This window comes from Burkholderia sp. HI4860 (assembly GCF_002223045.2).
Taxonomy (GTDB): Bacteria; Pseudomonadota; Gammaproteobacteria; order Burkholderiales; family Burkholderiaceae; genus Burkholderia.
Genome location: NZ_NKFO02000001.1, coordinates 476,056 through 497,712 on the forward strand (window position 1 = coordinate 476,056; position 21,657 = coordinate 497,712).

Genomic DNA, 21,657 nt, shown 5'->3' on the forward strand with positions numbered 1-21,657 from the left:
GCCATTTCGTCCTTCTGATGCATGTGCACTTGGTCCTCTTAACCAAATACCCGCGCGACGTGTTCAACAAGGAAATTCCGGACGACATGCGCAGCATCTTCGCCATCGCCTGTCTGGACTTCGAATCCGAACGGGTGAAGTTCGATGGTGAGGATGACCATGACTTCTCGCGCGCGATCACCTACATCGCCGCGATGGCGCTCGCCGGCAGCCTGTCGTACGGGCTGCTCGTCGGCAAGGTCGAGCGTATCGACGCGTAAGCGTCACGAGGGCGGCACGCGTATGCCGCCCTGCTTTACCGCTACCGCTGGCCGCGCGTCGCGCGTCACGTCAGAACCGCAGAAACCCGTCGCGCGCAAGATCGTGCGGGTTGCCGGCCACGTAGTCGAGCGCGCACGCATTGGTATCGATGCCGACGGTCAGCAGCGTTGCCCAGCGCTCGGTGTCGGGCATCGACAGGTCCGGATGGAAACACACGACGGCCTGATCGCCGGCCGCCCCGCACATCGCCGCCGCGCGCTCGCGCACATCGGCGCTCGTCATCCCGTTCACGACGTCATTCAGGTGCGCGAAACGCTCGCGCGTGGTCGAGCTGTCGGGCATGCACTCGCCGCCGCTCAACGCGCGATCGAGGAAGTGGTTCGTATGCAGCAGCCAGCCGTCCGGACGCGGCACCACCACGCCCACACCCGACGGGCTCAGCTCGATGCTCGCCGCCCGCGGGTTCGCGTCGTGCCGCGTGAACACGGTCAGCACCGTCGACGCGCTCACGCGTGCGGTGCGCGCGATGTCGATCGCCTCCTGCACCGTCGTCGCGTCTTCGAGCAGGCGCCGCGCGATCGCATGCACGGGCACGCCGGCGCTGTCATTGTCGCTCGCGTGATGCAGGATGTTGAAGTGCAGCCCGAGCCCCGCGCTGTTCACGCCGAGCTTCGCCAGCATCCCGAATTCGGAGAACAGCTTGACGGTACGGCCGTGCGGCGTCGTGATCTGCATCAGCAGCCCCTGCGGCGCGAGGCTGTCGTGCCAGTCCCACGTCTGCAGCGTGCGCGGTGCTTGCGGGCCGGCCGGCGCGTAAACGGTCGTCGAGCACTCGCCTTCGGCCGATGCAGGTGCGGTGGCGAGAATCTCGGTGCGTGCGTTCAGGCACGCGAGCTGCCAGCGCGGCAGATCGACGCCGTCGGCGATCGCCTCGACTTCGGCGGCGAGGCGCGGGCACCACGCGCCGAGCGTGGCAAGGCTCGCTTCGCCGATCTCCCGTGCGCGCTGCGGCGCGATGCCGAGCTTCGGGAAGAACGCGAGATACAGCGCGACCGTCTCGCGGATCGCCGGCGCGAAGCGCTCGCCGATCAGGCGGCCGCGCTCGCGCGGATCGGTGATGTCGGTCACGAAGGTGTGCAGCTTCAAGGTCAAATCTCCTGGGTTGAATGCGTTCCGGGCCTGCGCGGCCCGGAACGTGATGCATCGCGCAGCCGCCCGACCGGCACGCACGCCGGCCGGAACGGCGAGCACGGTCAGAATGGTCAGAACGAATAGATGAACTGCATCCCGGCCAGGTCGTTGCTGCGCGCATACGTGCCGTTGCTCTTCAGGAACACCGGATGGTTCGCCGCGTCGTGGCGGTATTCGAGCTTCACCGTGATCTGCTGTGTCGGATAGAACAGCAGGTCGGCCGTGATCGCATAACGCTGCGCGCCCTTGCACTCGGTGCCGTTCGTCGACGAACCCTGGAAGCACGCCGGATCGATGCCGAAGCCGCTCGAGCCGTTCACCGACGGATTGCCGCCCGCGAGCCCGTACTGGATGTTCGTGCCGCCGCCGCCGTTCGACGTGTTGTTCAGGTAGTCGAAGCGCAGCGTCGCACCCATGCGGCCGACCCACGACGTCGTCCACTTCGTATGGCCGAGCAGCGACATCCCGTACCAGCGCGCGGTGCCGCCGTTCCATGCGCCCTTCTGCAGTTCGCCGTAGTCCACCTGCGCGTTGACCTGCGTCTTGTCGTGCGTATAGGTCACGTCGGCTTCCACGTACTTGTAGAGGCCGGTCGGCGACGAACCGTTGCACTGGTAGCCGTAGCCGCCCGCCTGCGCGCACGGCGAGAACAGCGACTGCCGGCCGAGCATCCCGGAAATGCCGAAGTCGAAGGCGGTCGACGTCGCGTTGTCGAAGCGCGCGGTGATCGTCGGCGTCCAGTTGGTCTTCGTCGTGTTGTTCGCCGCGTTCGCGATCGCGCCGGCCGTGCGCAGCACCTCGTTGCCGATCACGACCTGCCAGAAGCGCGTCATCGCCGCGTTGGAGCCCTTCAGCCCGATGCCGATCAGGTTGCCCGGCTCGCTGAAGTCGTACAGCAGCCCGTGCGTGAGCGTCAGCATCTGGTTCGACGGCTGCACCTCGTAGCCGGCGAGGCTCGGCATCATCCCGATCTCGAAGGTACGCGTCGTGCTGAGCGGCACGGTGACCACCGCCTGCGTGATGATGTTGTTGCCGACACCGCCGTGTGAATTGCTGAACACGTTGCCGAAGCCGCGGTTCGGCTGGATCACGATTTCCGCCGCCGGCGCCATCGGGCCGACGCCGAAGGTCTTCTTGATGTCGAGGTAGACGTCGCCGATCGTGCTGTTGAAGTAGTCGTACGCGCCCGGGTCATGATTCAGGAACTGGAAGCCGGACGTGCGCTGCGCGCGGTTGAACAGGTACACGGGATCGACGTAGCCGGTGATGCTCAGACCCGCGAGCGGGCCGGTGGTCGCGGCTTCCTGCAACGAGTCGACCTTCAGCGACGCGTTCGCGATCTGCTCGCGCATCTGCTGCAGGTCGTCGTTCGTGAACGCCGGCGCCGCATCGGCGGCCGGTGCGGCAGCCGCCGCCGTGTTGATCGTGCCGATCTGCGTGCCGCCCGAGGCGGCATTGGCCGTCGTGGCCGCGCCGGCCGGCTTTGCCGCCAGCATGCTCGCGCGCAGCGCGTTCACCTGCTGCTGCAGCGCGGTGACCTGCGCCTGCAGCGCCTTCATCCGGCTCGCGTCGGTCGCCTGCGGCGTGTGCGCGAATGCCGAGGCGGCTTCGAACGCCAGCAGGCACAGCGCCGTCATGTGTGTGATTTTCATGGTGTGGGTGGTCGTCGGGACGCGCGCGCCCCCGCCCGCCGCGATGAGCGGCGGGGCGCGCGAAAGGTATACGGGAATGGGGAGAAGCGGCGGCCGGCTTACTCGGTCTTCAGCTTCGTCCAGAGACGGTTCTGCAGACGCATCAGCTCAGGCGGAACCGGCTTGCTGAGGCTCAGCTTGCGGATCACGTCGGCGGGCGGGAACACGGCCGGATCGCTCGTCACGTCGGCGCGCACCAGGTGCTTCGACGACGACACGGCCGACGGATACGACGTGTCGTTGGTCAGGTTCGCGCTCTCCTTCTCCGACAGCACGAAGTTGACGAACTTCAGCGCGGCGTCCGGGTGCGGCGCATCCTTCGGCACCGCCATCATGTCGAACCACATCGCGCTGCCCTCGGTCGGGATCACGTACTTGATGTGATACGGCTTCTTCGCGGAAGCCGCCGCGATCCGCGCGGAATTCACGTCGCCCGACCAGCCGAGCGCGAGGCAGATGTCGCCGCCCGCGAGGTCGTTGATGTAGCTGCTCGAATTGAACTGCGTGATGTACGGCCGCACCGTCTTCAGCAGCTCGTATGCGGCCTGGTAGTCGGCCGGGTTCGTCGTGTTCGGATCCTTCTTCAGGTACACGAACGCCATCCCGAACGCATCGACCGGCGAGTCAAGCACCGAAATGCCGCAGTGCTTCAGCTTCTGCGCGTACTTCGGGTCGAACAGCAGCGCCCAGCTGTCGAGCGGCGCGTCGTTGCCGAGCGCGGCCTTCACCTTCTCGACGTTCATCCCGAGCCCGTCGGTGCCCCACGTCCACGGAATGCCGAACTGGTTGCCCGGATCGTCCTTCGCGAGCACCTTCATGATTTCCGGATCGAGCAGCCCGTAGTTCGGCACCTGGCTCTTGTCGATCTTGCGGTAGAGGCCGGCCTGCAGCTGCCGCGCCCAGAAGATGTCGGACGGCACGACGACGTCATAGCCCGACGTGCCCGACAGCAGCTTCGCCTGCAGCGTCTCGTTCGAATCGAACTCCTGGTAGACCACCTTGATGCCAGTCGCCTTCTCGAAGTTCGCGATCGTCGCCTTGCCGATCGAGTTGCCCCAGTTGTACACGTTGACGACGTCCGCCGCGTGCGCCGCGGGTGCGCCGGCCCACAGCCCGCCGCCCAGCGCGAGCGCCGCGCATGCCGCTTTCAGATGCTTGCTCCATTCCCCTGCCATGGTTTCCTCCGTCGATATCATGATCCGCTCGCGATGAACGGTGTGTGCTTCGGTCCGGAAAAATGTAGCCAGAGGAAATTGGCCGGTCTGCCCTGCCGTTAGGGGGACACGCCGCACAATCGGGGGCATCCGGTTCCGGGCGGATGCCCCGATCGACCCAACCCGGAAGCGATTTGAAAGCTTCCGTCGCCGCTTCGTCACGCCAACCCAAAACCGCAAACCGCTCAGGATGCCTGCACGCCCGTGCGCACGGCGAAGTCCTCGCCCACGTGCGTGACGCGGCCGTCCATCATCGTCAGCGCGACGTCGATGCGGCCGATGTCGTACTGGCCGACCTCGAACAGGTCGTGCTCCAGCACGACGAGATCCGCGCGCTTGCCGGGCGTGAGCGAGCCGACCTCGTGCTCCATCCCGAGCTGGTACGCGCCGTGGATCGTGTACGCGGCGATCAGTTGCGGGATGCTCAGGCGCTCGGCGATGTCCGGGAACACCTGCGCATCGGGCTCGCCCGCGAGCTGGCGCGTATGGCCCGACTCGATGTGTTCGAGCGGCTTGTGCTGGCAGCGGCACTGGCACGCGAGGCCGTCCATGCCGATCGACACCGTCACGCCTTCGTCGAGGAACGTGCGGAACTTGTACATGTTGCTCCAGCGCTCGTGGCCGTAGTGGTCGCGCAGCTGCTCGGTGTACGCATCGACCACGCCCCACTGCAGCTGCGTGTTCGCCATCACGCCCGCGCGGCGAAAGCGCGGGATGTCGTCCGGATGCGTGAGGAACGCGTGCGTGATCACGTGGCGGCGGTCGCGCGGCGGGTTCGTGCGGTTGACCGCGTCGAAGCCGTCGAGCGCCATCCGCACCGCCGCGTCGCCGACGCAATGGACCATCACGTTCGCGTTCACGCGATCGGCTTCGACCAGATAGCGGTTGAACGTGTCGGCTGGCATCGTCGGCGCGCCGCAGGTGTCGGGGCGATCCGCGTACGGTTCGAGCAGGTACGCGGTATGGTTCGCCTCCGTGCCGTCGAGGAACAGCTTCAGCGCGCGCGCCTTCACGAGCGGCGAATCGTACTGCTCGCGGTACTTGACGAGCGTGCCGACCGGATCGTCGATCTCGCCGATCACCGCGACGCTGCCCACCACGCGCAGCTTCAGGTCGCCCGCGCGCTCCATCGTCTGCAGCGTCTCGTACAGCAGCGACTGGTCGCCGCTCGCGTCGAAGAAGCCCGCGTCGAACACGGTCGTCACGCCGGCCGCGCACAGCTTCTTCTGCCACGGCGGGATCGACTTCAGGTACAGGTCGATGCCGGTCGGCAGCAGGCCGGCCGCGCTGATCCGTTGCATCAGCAACGAATACGCGGCGCCGTCGACGATCAGGCCGGTCGGCTCGCCGGTCACCGTGTCCTTCTCGAACCAGCTCGCGCCTTCCTGCACCGGCGGCGTCGACGCATCGATGCCGGCGATCTCCAACGCCTTCGAGTTCACCCACATCGAATGGAAATCGGTCGACAGCAGGCACACGGGGCGATCCGCGCAGATCGCGTCGAGCGTCTCCTTGCGCAGCAGCGCCGGCGGAATCGTCGCCTGCACCCAGCCCATCCCGGTGATCGCCGGTTCGTGCGGATGCGACTCGACGTACGCGCGCAGCGCGGCGAGCACCTTCTGCGGGTCCTCGTAGTTCACGAACGCCTGGAACGCGAACCCGGTCGTCTCGAAGTGCCAGTGCGATTCGACGAAGCCCGGCAGCACGAGCCGGCCGGCCGCGTCGACGACCTTCGTCTCCGCGCCGATGTACGCCTGCACGGCCGCCGTGTCGCCGACGTGGACGATCCGGCCGTTACGCACGGCAACCGCCTGTGCCCACGGCTTGTGCGGATCGACGGTGTACACCTTCGCGTTGGTGAGAACGAAATCCGCCGGTGCCGAATCCTTGACGGCGGCGGGCGTCGGTTGCATCTGCATGGCCTGTCCTTTCTGTTGATCAGGTTTTCGAAGTGCTTTCACTATAGGCAGACGATTCACGGCGGTATGCCCCCCCGCCGCCGGGGCTTGGACGAATTCCGGCCGCCGCGCGCACGGTCTTGTCATCGTTTTGGGGACAACGCACGAAATGGGTCGGGTTGATTCGGTGAATTCCCGGCTGACGCGCGTATATCGTTCGCGTAACGTCGCACTGTCCCCTGACCGCCCACGCCCGACCATGCGACTTCTCCAGCCCGACCCGTCCGCCCGCGGCCACTACCTGATCGGTGTGCGCCCCGATACGCTCGGCGCGACATTGCGCGCGGTCGGCACGCCGGATTTCGTCGGCGCGGTGACGGAGTTCGTCAACGACAGCATCGACGCCGACGCCGTGCACCTCGAACGCTGGCGCGCGGATACGGGCAGCACGTCGGGCTTCGTCGTCGAATGGATCGGCAGCGGCAGCCTGCGCTTCGCGGCCGACACGCTGCGCGTGATGGATGTCTATTACCAGGACTACTGCCAGATCGATCCGCTGGTCGCGCCGCTGCGCGGCAAGGCCGGCACGCTGCTGGTGCAGCGCCACGTGGAAGGGATCGCGCACGGCGAGTTCCGCCGCCGGATCTTCGACGAACCCGGCATCGAGCAGGAATGCATGCTCGTGCACGGCAACGCGCACCTGCAATACGCACTCGGGCTGGCGCGCACCGTCGGCCGGCCCGCGTTCACGATGGACGAGCTGTTCCACTTCCGGCAGATGGTCGACCTGCTGTTCCCGATGTTCGAGCTGCATGCGCGCAGCTGCGCGGCGCGGCGCGTGGCGTCGGGGACGGTGAACACCGCGTCGCAGGCGAGCTTCGACGCACGCCTGGAACGGCAGGACGTGCAGCTGTCGCGCCGCGAGCACGAGATCTGCCGGCTGATGCTGTGCGGGCGCTCGGTGCCCGAGGCCGCGCAGCAGCTCGACGTGAAGCTGTCGACGGCCGAGTCGTACGTGAAGCGCGCGTTCGCGAAGCTCGGCGTGCGCACGCGGCGCGAGCTGTTCGACTGGGTGCTGGTCGACTGCTGAACGCGCGGCGTGCGTGGCCCTAAGCGGCCAGCGCGGCCGCCTTGATGTTGAACGCGCGCAGCAGGTCCTCGCAGAACGCGTCGACGATCGGCTTGTCGCTCGCGCTGCGCTTCATCGCGAGATGCAGCGGCACGTCGAAGCTGAACGTCGCGCGGCCGACGGCCTTCACGAGCCCGCGCTGCTCGAACGGCTCCGCGTAGTGCGCGGGCAGGTAGCCGAGATGGCCGCCCGACAGGATCAGGATCGTCGCGGCCTCGATGCTGTCCGCGCTCGCGGTCACGCGCCGCTCGGGCAGCGGATATTGCTCCTCCGGCACCGGGTAGGTGCGCCAGACCCAGTCGTGAAGCTGCAGATCGTCCGCGGTCACGGGCCGCGACGCATGGAACAGCGGATGCCCGCGCCCGCAGTAGATCACCTGCTGCTCGGTGAACAGCGGCGTGTAGAGCAGCCCCGGCACGCGATGCCAGAAATAGCCGATCGCGAGATCAAGCTGGTTGTTGACGAGGCTTTCTTCCAGCTCCTGCGGCGACGCGACCTTCATCGCGAACGTGACCGCCTGGTCGCGCTTGCGGAACGCGCCGATCGCGTCGGCCACGCGTGCGTTCTCGACGAGCGGCGCCTGGCCGATCAGGCCGATCGACAGCGTGCCGACCAGCTTGCGGTCGATGTCGCGCACCCGCGCGACGAATTCGGAGGTGGCCGCGACGAGCGTGCGCGCGGTGGCCGCGAAGCGCTCGCCCTTCGACGTCAGGCGAAAGCCGCCGCGCCCGCGATCGCACAGCTTGAAGCCGACGCGCGCTTCGAGCGCCGACAGCTGCGTGCTGATGGTCGACTGCCGCACGCCGAGCGACGCCTCGGCGGCCGTGATGCCGCGTGCGTCGACGACGGCCAGAAAGACCCGGATGAGCCGGAGATCGAGATCGGAAGTATTCGAGAACATGCTTCAAACCGCTGCGCGTGTGCGCGTTACCCGGCCGGCCAGCCCGACGCGCCTCGCACGTCACGCTCACCGCCTGCGCCGATGAACCGAACCGGACGCGCGCCGCCATCGGCAGCGGCGCGCGTCGCCACCGTCATTCAGATGCCACTGCGAGCGCGCGGTCCATGCCGAACACGGCCGGCCGCAGCCGCCGGTAGCAAAGGAACGCCACCGCGCACAGCACGATCGCCGCGATCAGCGCCGACTGCGTACCCGCGCGCTCGATCAGCGAGCCGCCCGCGACCGAGCCGACGCCATAACCGAGCGCGACGCAGCCCGGCGACAACGCGGCCGACTTGCCAACCAGGTCGTACTGCGGAATCGTCGCGTAGATCAGCAGCGCGCCGCCGGTCCAGCAGCCGATGAAGACGATCGCGCCGAGCGTGAACGTCGCGGCCGAGGCCGGCAGCGCGAGCAGCACGGCCGCGACCGCGCAGCCGCCCAGGTTCACGAGCGCCCAGCGGCGCAGGCCCGCGCCCGCGCCGAGCTTCGGCATCGCCGCGCAGATCACCAGGCTCGCGACGTTCGCGGCGCCGAGCACGAGCGACACCGACTGGCCGCTCAGGCCCGCCGCGGTGCCGATCTTCTCGAGGAAGGTCCACACGACGCCGACGCCGCCGTACAGCGCGAGCTGCGCGCACAGCACGAGCATCGCGCCCTTGCGGTCGATGCGGCCGGCCACGCCTTCCGGCGCCGGTGCGGCCAGCGTCTCGCCGCGGCGAAACAGCGGCGTCGCGAGCACAAACATGCCGAGCACGCACGCGACGAAGCCGAACACGCCGTGCGCGCCCCAGGTGTCGCTCAGCATCGGGAAGATGGTCGCGAGCAGCGCCATGCTCCACGTCACCTGCCCCATCAACATGATCCCGAGATTGCGTTCCGGCGCGCGCGAATACGACAGGTAGCGCAGCGCGATGCCGTTCAGCCCGCCCGAGCCGACGCCCGCGATGAACTGCAACGCCGAATACGCCACCAGCCCGTGTGTCGCGAGCGTGCCGAGGTTCGCGCCGGCCGCGAGCGTCACCGCGCCCGCGAGCACCCACCGCACCGGCTGGCGGCCGAGCACGAACGCGACGAGCAGCGTGCCCGTCGATTCGCCGAGCACCTCGATGAAGCTCGACAGCCCGAGCGCCGCTTCGCCGAAGCCCCAATGACGCTCGACCTGCCCGACGATCGCGGGCAGACCGAGGAAGACCGTCGGCCCGAGCATGCCGAGCAGCAGCATCACGACGACGAACAGCGCACTTTCCTGTCGCGCTTCATCCTGCAGGTTGACTACATTCATCTGGTGTCTCTCTCCGTGTCCGCGGCGCGGACCGTGTCCTCTGGGGATCGTTTTTTGTTGTGCCGCCATGACGGGGCGCCCCGGCGTGGGGCCGCCCCGTCGTCGTTTACATCGGGAAGCCCATCGCCTTGATGCCGCTGATCCACGCGCGCTTCCAGCCGCCTTCCGCATCCGCGCCGTCGAACGCATGGAACGTGATCTTCGCGGCGACCCAGCGCATCGGCTCGGGCGGGATGTAGCTCGGGCTCTGGTTCGCGATGTCGAGCTTGCGCTCGGGGCTGTCGCGATCGAACAGGATGTTCAGCCCCATGAACGCGCCGAACCGGCTCGCCGCGACGCCGAAGCCCGTATAGCCGGCGACGAACACGGCCTTGTCGCCGAGATAGCGCTTCGCGAATACCGAGCCGCGCGAGCAGTAGTCGATCGGGCCGCCCCACGCGTGCGAGAAGCGCACGTCGCTCAGTTGCGGGAACGTGCGATAGAACGCTTCCGCAAGCCGGTAATACGTTTCGCGCTGGCCGTCCTGATGCGGTTCCGGGTCGCCGTCGAAGTGATAGCTCACCAGCCCGCCGAAGATGATGTTGTTGTCCTTCGTCAGCCGGAAATAGTTGAGCTGCGTGCGCGTGTCGTACACGCCCTGGCGATTCTTCCAGCCGATGCGCGCGAGCTGCTCGTCGGTGAGCGGCTCGGTCGCGAGCACGTGGTCGCGCACCTGCATCACGCGGCGGTTGATGTCGGGAATCCCGACCTTCGCGGTGCCGCTGCCGAACACGACGCGCGGCGCGCGCACGCTGCCCTTCGGCGTCGTCACGAACACCGTGCTGCCTTCGTCGCTCACGGTCACGAGCGGCGTGTGCTCGTAGAGCTTCACGCCGAGCTGCAGCGCCGCGCGCTTCAGCCCCCACGCGAGCTTCGCCGGATGCACGATGCCGCTGCGGTTGCGCGACCACAATGCCCCCGCGAACAGCGGCGAATTCAGTTGTGCGAGCGTTTCCTCGCGGTTCAGCAGCACGACGTTGTGGCCGTACTCGCGATGCAGGTCGTAATCGCCCTTCAGATGCGCGATGTGCTCGGGATCGACCGCCACCGTCATCTCGCCGTTCCACTCGATGTCGGCGTCGATGTCGTAGCGCTTCAGCGTGTCCTCGAAACCGTCGAGGTTGTGATGGCCGAATGCCTCGAGCTGCGCGATGTCGTTCGGGAACACGCGCACCGCATTCGGCAGCCCGTGCATCACCGACGTCGAGATGATCCCCCCCGCGCGGCCCGATGCGCCGTGCGCCACCTTGCCGGCCTCGATCAGCACCACGTTCAGGTGCGGCATCTGTTCCTTCGCTTGCACGGCCGCCCACAGCCCCGTGAAGCCGCCGCCGACGATCAGCAGGTCGGCCGTCGCGTCGCCGACGAGTTCCGGCTCGGCGGCCGGCGCCGCCGGGTTGTCGAGCCAGTACGGGAACAGCTTCGTATTCGCGAGCGCCGCCTCGACGCCCAGTGCGACCGGCGCGCCACGCATTGCGTGCGCCCGCTCCGGTGCAGTCTCTCTTGTCTTGACTTCCATTTCCATGATCCCAGCCATCACACGCGAAAAACGAAACCGCCGCCGGGCGCGCGTCACACGGACGACGACACCGCGGCGGCGGTTTCGGACATCACGACTGTTCGAGCAGCACGTAGAACTTCTTCGCGTCCTCGATCGTCTCCCAGCGGCCCGCGAAGCCGGCCGGCAGCAGGTAGCCCTGGCCCGGCGTGAATTCCTTGCGGTTGCCTTCGATGTCGGTCAGTGCAATCCGGCCCTCGACGAGCCACACGGCTTCGTCGGCCGCGGTTTCCGGAAACTCCACCGAGCCGACCTTGCCTTCCCACCAGCCGATGATGTAGTTGCCGCTCTTGCCTTCCGCCGCGCGCCAGTCGCTTTCGTCCATGCCGAAGTCGAGCTTCGTGAATTCGCCGATGCCTGCGCCGAGCGGCAGGATGTCCTTGATCAGTTTGGTCATGTGAATCTTTCGTCTCTTGATTGAAAAAAGCAGAGACAAAGTTACTCATTTACACTGCCCCGGTATGCCCCCCTCCGGGGGGGACAAGCGGTGTTTTCCGGGGCAAACGGGTCGGCAGGACAACCGACAGTGTTTCCCCCTAATGACGTTTTCGGTTGCGAACGCTACAATCCGCCGGCTTTTCACCCGGGGAACCGCATGCTGCTCAACGTGAACCCCTTCCACCGCGACAACGACCGTTTCAACGTGTCGTTCAAGGCGCTGGGCGAGCTGATCGAGACGGTCGGCACGCCGCACTTCGTGCCGCGCCTCACGCAACTGCTCAATGAAGTCGTGCCGCTCGACGTCGCGCACGTCGAGCGCTCGCGCGTCGACGGCTCGATGCCCACCGGCTATCGATGCGAATGGATCGGCAGCAGCGGCATCGACACCGAATCCACCGAAATCTCCGACGTGATGACGCTCTACTACGAGCGCTTTCTCGACAGCGACCCGCTGTTCGCGGGGCTGCGCGGCAAGACGGGCACGATGCTGGTGGTGCGCGACATCGCGGCGATCCCGCCCGGCGAATTCCGCCAGCGGCTGTTCGACGACGTGCATATCGGGCACGAATGCGTGCTCGCGCGCGGCACGCGCTATTCGCAGCATTCGATCGCGCTGGAGCGCGGCCGCGACCGGCCGCCGTTCACGCTCGCCGAAATGAACCGCTTTCGCAGCATCAGCGACATGCTGTTCCCGCTGCTCGAACTGCATGCGTCGACCACGGCCGTGCGGCGCGTCGCGCACCCGACGCCCGACGTCCATCCGCTCGCGCAGTTCGATGCGCGCATCGCCGCCGACGGCGTGAAGCTGTCGAAGCGCGAATACGAAACCTGCAAGCACCTGCTCTCCGGCAAGACCGTGCCGGAGACGGCCGAGATCCTCGGCGTGCGGGTCGCGTCGGCCGAGTCGTACGTGAAGCGCGCGTTCGCGAAGCTCGGCGTGCGCACGAAGCGCGAACTCGCCGCGTGGGGTTCGGCCTCCACCGCGTTCCCTTCCGCCGGCGCGCACGACGGCACCGCGTCGCCCGGCATCTCGCGCTGACCCACCCGGCCGCGCCGCGCGGCGGCGTTCGGTTGCGCCGCGTCGATGCGGCGGCGCCACTTGCATCGAATCCCGTCGATGTAAACGTTGCGACTTCAAAATCTTCGTGCGCGTGTTCTCCTCTACCATCGGCCGATCGCTCGACCTCACAAAAAAGGAGACGGCCCATGCCCCGCGAACTGAATCAACCGATGGGCGGCAACGAGATGCCGCGCTTTGGCGGCATCGCCACGATGATGCGGCTGCCGCAAGCCGCGACGACCGACGGCCTCGACGTGTGCTTCGTCGGCGTGCCGCTCGACCTCGGCACGTCGAACCGCTCGGGCTCGCGCTTCGGCCCGCGCCAGATCCGCACCGAATCCGTGCTGCTGCGCCCGTACAACATGGCCACGCGCGCGGCGCCGTTCGACTCGCTTCAGGTGGCCGACATCGGCGACGTCGCGACCAACCCGTACGACCTGAAGGACTCGGTGCGCCGCATCGAGGAGGCGTACGACGCGATCGTCGCGAACGGCTGCCGGCCGATCACGCTCGGCGGCGACCACACGATCGCGTGGCCGATCCTGCGCGCGCTGCATAAAAAGTACGGCAAGGTCGCCGTCGTGCACGTCGACGCGCACGCGGACGTGAACGACACGATGTTCGGCGAGAAGATCGCGCACGGCACGCCGTTCCGCCGCGCGGTGGAAGACGGGCTGCTGCAATGCGACAAGGTCACGCAGATCGGCCTGCGCGGCACCGGCTACCACGCGGACGATTTCGACTGGTGCCGCCAGCAGGGCTTCACCGTCGTGCAGGCGGAAGAGTGCTGGAACAAGTCGCTCGCGCCGCTGATGGCGCAGGTGCGCGAACGTGTCGGCGACACGCCCGTCTACCTGAGCTTCGACATCGATGGCCTCGATCCGTCGTTCGCGCCCGGCACCGGCACGCCCGAAATCGGCGGCCTCACCGTGCAGCAGGGCCTCGAAATCGTGCGCGGGATGAAGGGCCTGAACATCGTCGGCGCGGACCTCGTCGAAGTCGCGCCGCCGTACGATCCGACCGGCACCACCGCGCTCACCGGCGCGAACCTCGCGTACGAGATGCTCTGCGTGATGCCGGGCGTCGTCTACCGCTAACCCGACCGACAGGATGCCCCTCATGTCCACCGCCGAGCTTTCCCGTTCCACCGCCACGTTCGTGCTGCCCGCGGCGCACATCGCCGGCCAGCCCGTGCGCACGCCTGCCGACGCGCCCGGCGCGCCGATCTTCGACGCGTCGACCGGTGCCGCGATCGGCTGGCAGGCATTCGCGACGACTGCGCACGTCGACGCGGCAGTGCGCGCCGCGCGCGACGCGTTCGCCGGCTGGCGCGATACGCCGCCCGCCGAGCGCGGCCGGATTCTCGCCAAGATCGCCGAACGCGTCGAAGCATCCCGCGATCGCCTGGCCGCGCTGCAGATGCAGGTGAGCGGCAAGCCGCCGTTCGAAGCCGATGCCGACGTCGGCGACGTCGCCGCGACGTTCGCGTATTACGCGAAGCTGTGCGAGGACCCGGCGCTGTTCGCGGCCGAATCGGTCACACTGCCGAGCGACGCCGTCACCGCCGAGCGCTTCTACGACTCCGTCGGCGTCGCGGCGCTCGTCATGCCGTGGAACTTCCCGATGGTCACGACCGCATGGAAGCTCGCGCCCGCGCTCGCCGCCGGCTGTGCGGTCGTGCTGAAGCCGTCCGAACTCACGTCGCCGACCGAACACGCGCTGCTCGACCTCGTCGCCGAAGCCGGCGTGCCGGCCGGCGTCGTCAACGTCGTGAACGGCGGCGCCGACGTCGGCGCGGCGCTGACCGCGCATCCGCTGATCGACAAGCTCTCGTTTACCGGCAGCACCGCGGCCGGCCGCAAGGTCATGCAGGCCGCCGCCGTCGACATGAAGCGCGTGACGCTCGAACTCGGCGGCAAGTCGTCGCTGATCGTGCGCGACGACGCCGACCTCGACGTCGCCGTGTCGCTCGCGGTCGCGGGCGCCTTCACGAACGCGGGCCAGATGTGCTCGGCCACCGCGCGCATCCTCGTGCACGACAGCGTGTACCGCAGCTTCATGGCCGCGTTCGAGACCGCCGTGCGCGCACTCGTCGTCGCGCCGCCTGCTGCAGAACACGTCGCGATGGGGCCGCTGATCTCTGCCGCGCACCGTACGCGCGTCGAAGCGATGCTCCAGCACGGCATCGAGGCGGGCGCACGCGTCGCCTTCAGCGGCCGCGTGGCGGATGCCGGCGGCGACGGCTTCTTCATGGCGCCCGTCGTGATCGCCGAGCCGGCGGCCGACAACCCGCTGTGGACCGACGAAGTGTTCGGCCCCGTCGCGTGCGTGAAATCGTTCCGCACCGACGACGAAGCGATCGCGCTCGCGAACGACACGCGCTACGGGCTCGTCGCGACCGTCGTGACGCGCGATGCGGCGATCGCGAAGCAATTCCAGCAGCGTGTGCGCGCGGGGCTCGTGTGGATCAACGCACCGCAGCTCATCTACCCGCACGTGTGCTGGGGCGGGTTCGGGCTCAGCGGGATCGGGCGCGAACTCGGCGTGGCGGGGCTGCGCAGCTATCAGGAGCTGCGCCACGCGATGCGCGCGATCGACTGACCCGTGGGCCTTCGAGGCCGTTGGCGGCACCGTGTCTCGCGGCACGGTGCCGTTTTTTTACCGATTTTCGACAAGAGGCCCGGGCGGCACGATAGCCGGCGTTCGTCGGCCCTGCGGCTGCACGGTGCGCGAGCAACGATCAATGCGAATGCACCGCAGCATGATCGTGCTCGCGCAGCTGGCCCGGAATCGCACACACCGCGAGCCCACCCTCCTCGATCCACGCGCGGGTGCGTTCCGCGGCCTTGTCGATCAATTGTGCGCACTGCGAATAGTCATAGGACGACACCTCGAGCGGACAGAGCGGCGGCACGACATGGATGTGCGCGCGGGCTCCGTATAGCTCCAGATCGCGCACCAGTTGCCGCGCGATCACGAGCGTCAGCGCGTGCGTCGCATGCGCGATCGGGCTGCGCGGCGGGACGCGCAACGCACAGGCGAACCCGGCCGGCAGCACGATGATCCGCTTGGCGCCGAGCGCGATCGCAACCGAGATCGGCGTATTGTTCGCGACGCCGCCGTCGACGAGTTCCACCCCGTCGATGCTGACCGACGGAAACACACCGGGAATCGCCGCGCTGGCCTGCACCGCATCCACGACCGGGCCGGCCGACAGCACGACTTCGCGGCCACTCAGCACGTCGGTCGCGACGATGTGGAGCGGCAACGCGGCCTGCTCGATCCGGCGGTACGGCAGGTTCTTTTCCAGCAACAGGCGCAGCGCGTCGGCCTCGACCAGATGCGGCCGGTTGCGCAGCAGCATCGCGATGAGGCTGCGCATCGAGAACGGCATCACGTCCTGGCGGCGGATCCTGCACCACAGCGCTTCAAGCATCGCGATGCCGTCCGCGTCCGGCCGGCCGGCGAAATAGGCGGCGTTGATCGCGCCCGCCGACGCGCCGATCACGCAATCGGGCCGTTCGCCGCTCGCGACCAGCTCGCGGAGCATGCCGACCTCGATCGCACCCAGGCTGCCGCCGCCGGCGAACACGAAGGCGGTCGAGGGAATGGAATCGGACGTCACGGTGCGCCCTCCTGCGGTTGGCTGCGATAGTGGATTCGCCATGATGGATCGTGCGGCGCTCCGGATGTCCTGCTGAAAACCCTGCCGGCACGTGGATCCAGCCGGTCGGCCGACGATGGACGAAACGGCCGGCGCCCGGACCAGCGTGCTGCCGGCGGCGGTCACGCGGCGGCATCAGGCGCACGCGCGACGACGTGTTTTCCGGCTCGTTCAGCAACGATCCGGCCGCGATGCGCGACGCGGTCGCCGCGCTGGAGCGCGTCGACGTGCTGTTCGTCGTGCTGTGTGTCGAGTACGTGATGGCACGTCACGCGACGGCATCGTTCCCCGTTTCGCCCGAAGCGCCGGCCCCAACCCCAGCCCCCGCCCCTGCCGCACTGCCGCTCACCGACCATTCGACCGCGCTCTGCTGACCGCGCCGCGCGGCCTTCGCTCCGTGATTTCCCCGGAATTTCATGCGTTATATTCCGTGGTATATTTCGCGAATCTTTCGCGCATCCGTCTCCGGCCCGACCAGGCCGGACAGAGGTCAACATGCACGCTCCGCCTTTTCGCCTTGCCCGCACGGCGGATCTTTCGTCGCCCGGCGGTACCCTGCCCGCGGCAACCGGCACGCGGATCGACGCATGCTGTGCGCCGTCGCGCGCGCAACCGACCGAGCTGAAGCGCCGCGCACGCCTGTCCGAACTCGATGCGAACCTGCACTGCTCGATCATCGGCACCTGCCTGACCACGCACGAACTGCGCAAGCTCGTGCCGAAGTTCACCGACCTCGATCGCCAGCGCGCGACCGACCTCGAGATCCATCACGCGGCCGTCGAACTCGCCATCGACGGCACGGCCGGCGCGAGGGCGTTGCACAAGGCGCTCGACGAGCGCTACGCCGGCACGATCCGCGCGTTCGACAGCGCGAAGGATGCGGATGAACTCCTCGCGCGCTGGAAGGAAGCGCTGAAGCGCGGCGACGTTCCACCCGCGTACTGGGCGCTGATGACGCATCCGCGCACGACGATGGGCGTGCGCCAGGCCGCGTTCGGCGACCTGCACATGCTGTCGCACCTGGTCGGCGCGGCCAATCGTGCGGATATCCGGCGGCTGGTCGCGCTGGAGGATGAGAATGCGGCGCTGCACGCGAAGATCGAACGGCAGCAGGTGCGCCTGCACGAAATGAGCGCGCAGCGCGACGCGGCGCTGCAGGAACGCGATGCCCTCGCCGCGCGCCAGAACGCGCAGCCGCTGGCGGCGGAAAGCGTCTTGCGCGCCGAAGTCCACGAACTGCGCGAAGCGCTGGCCGCGCGCGACGAACGGCTCGCGCTGCACACGAGCCGCCGCGAGGCCGCCGAGCAGCGGATCGCCGCGGAACAGGCGAGCGCCCGCGCGATGCGCGCGCGGCTCGACGAACTGATGGCGATGGTGAAGACGCTGCGCGCCGAAGCGAGCGCGATCGAACAGGCGGTGCAGGCGTCAGCAGGCGATCCGGCCGAACGCGCGGCCGATCCGCTGTCGGTCCTTCAGGGTACGCGCCTGGTGTACGTCGGCGGGCGGCCGGGCTCGAACCGCGCGATCAAGCGGATCGTCGAAACGGCGGGCGGCGAAGTGACGCTGCACGACGGCGGCATCGAGGATCGCAAGGGCCTGCTGGCGGCGGCGCTACCGGGCGCGCGGATGGTCGTGTTCCCGGTCGACTGTATCGACCACGATTCGATGAACCTGCTCAAGCGCATCTGCGAACGCCACCACATCGCGTACCACCCGCTGCGCACGGCGAGCGTCGCCAGTTTCGTCGAGCTGATCGGGCGGCTCGATGCGCAGGCGCGCGACGGGATGGCGCCGGATGCCGCCACGGGCGACGCGTCGCGCTTTTGCCTGCGGCACGGCTAAGGTCAGGTTCGTTTCGCGGCAGGCGTTGCGCGCTGCCCCTCAGGGCGCCAGTGAAAGCCCGTCGTCAGCCTGCAGACGCTCTGCGGGAACACACACGTTCAGCACGCCCTTCAGCGCCGGACCATTTTCGTGAGCGCGGCGATGTCGTCGGCACACGCCGCGTAAGCGCGCGCCTCGATCCCGCGATAAAGCCGGATGATCTCCTCGCCGACCGGCGTAAGCACACTGCCGCCGCCGCTCTGCCCGCCATGTTCGGACACCGTCGCCGGCGATTTCAGCGAGCGGTTCAGCTCGTCCATCAGCAACCACGCACGCCGGTACGACATCTTCAGGCTGCGCGCCGCCGCCGAAATCGAACCATGCTCGCGCACGGCTTCGAGCAGCGCGACCTTGCCCGGCCCGAGCGCGATCGTGTCGGCTTGCTGGATACGCATCCTGAACCGCACCTCAGGCTTGGGGTGTGCCGGTGTCTTCATGTTGTCCTGCCCTTTGAACGATGCGGGCAAGCATACACGATGGCTGGTGCGGCGCGCGCCGGCGCCGGCCAGCCGCTTCACGTGGCGCGGCGCGGGCAGGAGGTCGGCGCCCGAGTACAGTAGCGGTGCGCCGCTGGGCGGGCCTGCGTTGTATTGGCGGATGTATTACGCCGCTAAAAAGCCAGCCGACAGAAGGTGCGCCGCATGGGCGGCATAACGACCGCCGATCGTGCCCCTCGGCGCGTGGCGCTACGCCAGCACGATGCGCTTGATGACCTTCTTGAGGCCCTTGAAGCTGTCGACCGATTCCGCCTTCGCATCCGTCACCAGCGCGCCGATCCGCGCCGGCTCGCAGAAACTGATCCGGCTGTTCGTGCCGAGCTTGCTGAAATCGGCCAGGATCGCGACGTCCGCCGCGTTGCTGACCATCGCACGCGCCACTTCGGTTTCCATCCGGTCGTAGTTGGTCGCACCGCGCACCGCATCGACGCCCACCGGCGACAGCAGCGCGAGATCGGCGCGGTAGCGGAAGATCTCGGCAACCGTGCCGTCGCCAACGGTCGCGGCCGCGCGGCTGCCGATCATCCCGCCGAGCAGGATCGTTTCGTTCCTCGCCTGCGCCGGGTCGCTCGACCGCATCTTCAGCGCGACGTCGATCGAGTTCGTGACGATCGTGAGACCCGACAGCTTCGCCAGTTCCTCGGCCAGCAGCGTCGTGGTCGTGCCCGCATCGATGAACAGCGTCTGCGAGCCCGCGACCAGCCTGGCCGCCGCGCGGGCAATCGCCAGCTTCGCCTTCACGTGCGTCTGCGCGCGCTCGGCGATCGGCGCTTCGTCGCCCACCTGCACCGCGCCGCCGTGTACGCGCTTCAGTTCACCGAGCGCCTCGAGATCGACGAGATCGCGCCTCACGGTTTCCCGCGACACGTTCAGGTCGGCCATGATCCGGTCGGTCGACACGCGCTGCATCTTCGATAACAGAAGCCGGATCCTCTGGTATCGCTCTTCTTGCCACATGGAATGTCCTCGGAATGAGCGTCAATGTTATTCGAACGGCGGACTACGCAGCGCTCTCCTCCATCTTTTTGATGCCGACGAGGGTCTGCAGGGATTGACGGACCGCCTGGAACTCGCGGCTCGTCATCTTTGAAAACACCACGTGGATGCGGTCGTCGTCCGGCTCGGCGTCGTCCTGCTCGATGATGAACTGGACGATGCGCGCCTGGTCGATGCCGGGCATCGCCTGCAGCGACGTCAGCTTCACCGCGCCGCGGCTCGCGAGGATGCGCACGCCCCAGCGCTGCCGCGCGGCGAAGAAGCGCTTCTCGATCGGCTTCAGGCCGGCCAGGATCGCGAGCACGATCGCCGTCGCGGCGATCGCGGCCACGTACATGCCGCCGCCCACCGCGAGCCCGACCGCCGCCACGACCCACAGGCTCGCCGCGGTCGTCAGGCCGCGGATGATCTCGCCGCGCAGCATGATCGAACCTGCGCCGAGGAAGCCGATGCCCGACACCACCTGCGCGGCGACGCGCGACGGGTCCAGCGACACGTTCTTCGCGTCCTGGATATCCGCGAAACCGAACGCCGACACGACCATCACGAGCGCGGCGCCCACCGCCACCAGCATGTGCGTGCGCAATCCGGCCGCCCACGACAGGCGCTCGCGCTCGATGCCGACGATGCTGCCGAGCAATGCCGCCAGCAACAGGCGGGACACGATTTCCAGCTGACTGATCATGCGAGGTCTCCTTGCTTTGCCTGGTCTGCCTGATGAAGCACGGCCCGCCTGGGCCGTCGCCCGATTCTTCCTGCCCTCGCCCGCCCGTGGCCAACCCCGGCAACCGGCAAGTTGTATTTTTGTGCGATCTTGCGATTTTGTGCTTTCTAATATACGGTACGCAAAACTACAAAGCCAGACCTAGGTTCGTTTGTTTCATCCGATCAGCACGATCAATCGTCAGACCATTCAGGCAACACGATCCGGAACACTTGCTTAGGAGACCCACATGATGAAGAAGGCATGGATGCTGGCCGCCACACTGCTGACGGCGCTGGCGACGGCCCCCGCTCACGCGTCGGAAGGCGACGTCTGCAAGAAGGTGACGCTCGGCGATGTCGGCTGGAGCGACATCGCCGCCACCACCGGGGTCGCGATGATGCTGCTCGACGGGCTCGGCTATGAGGCGACTAAAACGATCGCGTCGCCGCCGATCGTGCTGGCCGGCGTGAAGAAGGCGCAGATCGACGCGTTCCTCGGCTACTGGGATCCGAGCATGACGCCCACGGTGAAGCCGTTCGTCGACGCCGGTGCCGTCCACCAGTTGCCGCAGCCGAACCTGATCGGCGCGCGCTACACGCTGGCCGTGCCGCAATACGCGTCGGACAAGGGCCTCAAGAGCTTTGCCGACATTGCCAAATTCCGCGACCAGCTCGACGGCAAGATCTACGGGATCGGCGCCGGCAACAACGGCAACGCGCTGGTGCAGCGGATGATCGACAAGAACGAGTTCGGGCTCGGCGGCTTCAAGCTGGTCGAATCGAGCGAGGCCGGGATGCTCGTGCAGGTCACGCGCGCGGTGCAGGAGCACCGGATGATCGTGTTCCTCGCGTGGGAGCCGCATCCGATGAACATCAACTTCAAGATCGCCTATCTCGACGGCGGCGACACCGTATTCGGCCCGAACTACGGCTCCGCGAAGGTCTATACGCTCGTCACGCCCGGCTATCTCGAACGCTGCCCGAACGTCGGCCGGCTGCTGACCAACCTGAAGTTCACGACCGACGAAGAGAACCAGTTGATGGTGCCGATCATGAATCACGCCGATCCGGTCGCCGTGGCAAAGGAATGGGTGAAGAAGAACCCCGGCGTGCTGTCGAAGTGGCTCGACGGCGTCACGACCATCGACGGCAAGCGCGCGAAGGACGCGATCGAGAAGCGCATCGGCACATGACCCCGCAACACAAG

General features: G+C 67.7%; 19 protein-coding genes and 1 pseudogene. 8 read left to right on the plus strand and 12 right to left on the minus strand.

Going from position 1 to position 21,657, the window contains the following annotated elements; translation table 11 throughout:
- Positions 1-17: 17 nt before the first annotated feature.
- Positions 18-161 (plus strand): annotated as a pseudogene (locus tag CFB34_RS02180) (transposase); the annotation flags it as partial.
- 169 nt (positions 162-330) lie between these two features.
- On the opposite strand, the gene CFB34_RS02185 reads toward CFB34_RS02180, so the two are convergent.
- The 4 genes from CFB34_RS02185 to CFB34_RS02200 form a co-directional block, all read right to left on the minus strand.
- A complete protein-coding gene (locus tag CFB34_RS02185) occupies positions 331-1,407 on the minus strand; it encodes a C45 family peptidase (protein WP_089443442.1) in 1,077 nt (358 codons plus the stop codon).
- A 116-nt stretch (positions 1,408-1,523) separates the two neighbouring features.
- Positions 1,524-3,089: a DUF3138 family protein gene (locus CFB34_RS02190; RefSeq protein WP_222153298.1), complete on the minus strand. Its 1,566-nt coding sequence runs from the start codon at positions 3,087-3,089 to the stop codon at positions 1,524-1,526.
- 113 nt (positions 3,090-3,202) lie between these two features.
- Complete coding sequence (locus CFB34_RS02195; protein ID WP_089443444.1) at positions 3,203-4,318, minus strand: polyamine ABC transporter substrate-binding protein; 1,116 nt, start codon at positions 4,316-4,318, stop codon at positions 3,203-3,205.
- 224 nt (positions 4,319-4,542) lie between these two features.
- Complete coding sequence (locus CFB34_RS02200; protein ID WP_089443445.1) at positions 4,543-6,276, minus strand: amidohydrolase; 1,734 nt, start codon at positions 6,274-6,276, stop codon at positions 4,543-4,545.
- A gap of 238 nt (positions 6,277-6,514) precedes the next feature.
- Between CFB34_RS02200 and CFB34_RS02205 the strand changes: the two genes are divergently transcribed.
- Positions 6,515-7,345 (plus strand): helix-turn-helix transcriptional regulator, encoded by an 831-nt coding sequence (locus CFB34_RS02205; RefSeq protein ID WP_089443446.1) that lies wholly within the window; start codon positions 6,515-6,517, stop codon positions 7,343-7,345.
- A 19-nt stretch (positions 7,346-7,364) separates the two neighbouring features.
- Here CFB34_RS02205 and CFB34_RS02210 read toward each other — a convergent pair whose 3' ends face one another.
- From CFB34_RS02210 to CFB34_RS02225, 4 genes are all read right to left on the minus strand, one after another.
- Positions 7,365-8,285 (minus strand): LysR family transcriptional regulator, encoded by a 921-nt coding sequence (locus tag CFB34_RS02210; RefSeq protein ID WP_069250655.1) that lies wholly within the window; start codon positions 8,283-8,285, stop codon positions 7,365-7,367.
- A gap of 133 nt (positions 8,286-8,418) precedes the next feature.
- Positions 8,419-9,609, minus strand: a complete 1,191-nt coding sequence (locus CFB34_RS02215; protein ID WP_089443447.1) for an MFS transporter — start codon at positions 9,607-9,609, stop codon at positions 8,419-8,421.
- Positions 9,610-9,715: 106 nt separating this feature from the next.
- On the minus strand, positions 9,716-11,173 hold the full coding sequence (locus tag CFB34_RS02220) for an FAD-dependent oxidoreductase (RefSeq protein ID WP_089443448.1): 1,458 nt from the start codon (positions 11,171-11,173) through the stop codon (positions 9,716-9,718).
- 85 nt (positions 11,174-11,258) lie between these two features.
- Positions 11,259-11,603, minus strand: a complete 345-nt coding sequence (locus CFB34_RS02225; RefSeq protein ID WP_089443449.1) for a cupin domain-containing protein — start codon at positions 11,601-11,603, stop codon at positions 11,259-11,261.
- Between the two features lie 198 nt (positions 11,604-11,801).
- Here CFB34_RS02225 and CFB34_RS02230 point away from each other — a divergent pair, with 198 nt between their 5' ends.
- The 3 genes from CFB34_RS02230 (at position 11,802) to CFB34_RS02240 (ending at position 15,308) form a co-directional block, all read left to right on the plus strand.
- On the plus strand, positions 11,802-12,686 hold the full coding sequence (locus CFB34_RS02230) for a helix-turn-helix transcriptional regulator (protein ID WP_089443450.1): 885 nt from the start codon (positions 11,802-11,804) through the stop codon (positions 12,684-12,686).
- A 167-nt stretch (positions 12,687-12,853) separates the two neighbouring features.
- A complete protein-coding gene (gene speB / locus CFB34_RS02235) occupies positions 12,854-13,804 on the plus strand; it encodes an agmatinase (RefSeq protein WP_089443451.1) in 951 nt (316 codons plus the stop codon).
- 22 nt (positions 13,805-13,826) lie between these two features.
- On the plus strand, positions 13,827-15,308 hold the full coding sequence (locus CFB34_RS02240; protein WP_089443452.1) for an aldehyde dehydrogenase family protein: 1,482 nt from the start codon (positions 13,827-13,829) through the stop codon (positions 15,306-15,308).
- 139 nt (positions 15,309-15,447) lie between these two features.
- Here the strand turns inward: CFB34_RS02240 and CFB34_RS02245 are convergent, their stop codons facing one another.
- Positions 15,448-16,332 (minus strand): patatin-like phospholipase family protein, encoded by an 885-nt coding sequence (locus tag CFB34_RS02245; protein ID WP_089443453.1) that lies wholly within the window; start codon positions 16,330-16,332, stop codon positions 15,448-15,450.
- Positions 16,333-16,526: 194 nt separating this feature from the next.
- Between CFB34_RS02245 and CFB34_RS02250 the strand changes: the two genes are divergently transcribed.
- Complete coding sequence (locus tag CFB34_RS02250) at positions 16,527-16,745, plus strand: hypothetical protein (RefSeq protein WP_242808546.1); 219 nt, start codon at positions 16,527-16,529, stop codon at positions 16,743-16,745.
- A gap of 121 nt (positions 16,746-16,866) precedes the next feature.
- Entirely contained in the window at positions 16,867-18,213 is a 1,347-nt protein-coding gene (locus tag CFB34_RS02255) for a DUF2325 domain-containing protein (RefSeq protein WP_089443454.1), read from the plus strand.
- Positions 18,214-18,323: 110 nt separating this feature from the next.
- Here the strand turns inward: CFB34_RS02255 and CFB34_RS02260 are convergent, their stop codons facing one another.
- From CFB34_RS02260 to CFB34_RS02270, 3 genes are all read right to left on the minus strand, one after another.
- A complete protein-coding gene (locus CFB34_RS02260) occupies positions 18,324-18,647 on the minus strand; it encodes a LysR family transcriptional regulator (protein ID WP_034188511.1) in 324 nt (107 codons plus the stop codon).
- A 291-nt stretch (positions 18,648-18,938) separates the two neighbouring features.
- Positions 18,939-19,706: a DeoR/GlpR family DNA-binding transcription regulator gene (locus tag CFB34_RS02265; RefSeq protein ID WP_089443455.1), complete on the minus strand. Its 768-nt coding sequence runs from the start codon at positions 19,704-19,706 to the stop codon at positions 18,939-18,941.
- Between the two features lie 43 nt (positions 19,707-19,749).
- Positions 19,750-20,430 (minus strand): MgtC/SapB family protein, encoded by a 681-nt coding sequence (locus tag CFB34_RS02270; RefSeq protein WP_089443456.1) that lies wholly within the window; start codon positions 20,428-20,430, stop codon positions 19,750-19,752.
- Positions 20,431-20,701: 271 nt separating this feature from the next.
- On the opposite strand from CFB34_RS02270, the gene CFB34_RS02275 reads away from it, so the two are divergent.
- The gene (locus tag CFB34_RS02275; RefSeq protein WP_242808628.1) at positions 20,702-21,643 is read left to right on the plus strand and encodes a choline ABC transporter substrate-binding protein; all 942 of its coding nucleotides are present in this window, start codon (positions 20,702-20,704) and stop codon (positions 21,641-21,643) included.
- Positions 21,644-21,657: the final 14 nt, after the last annotated feature.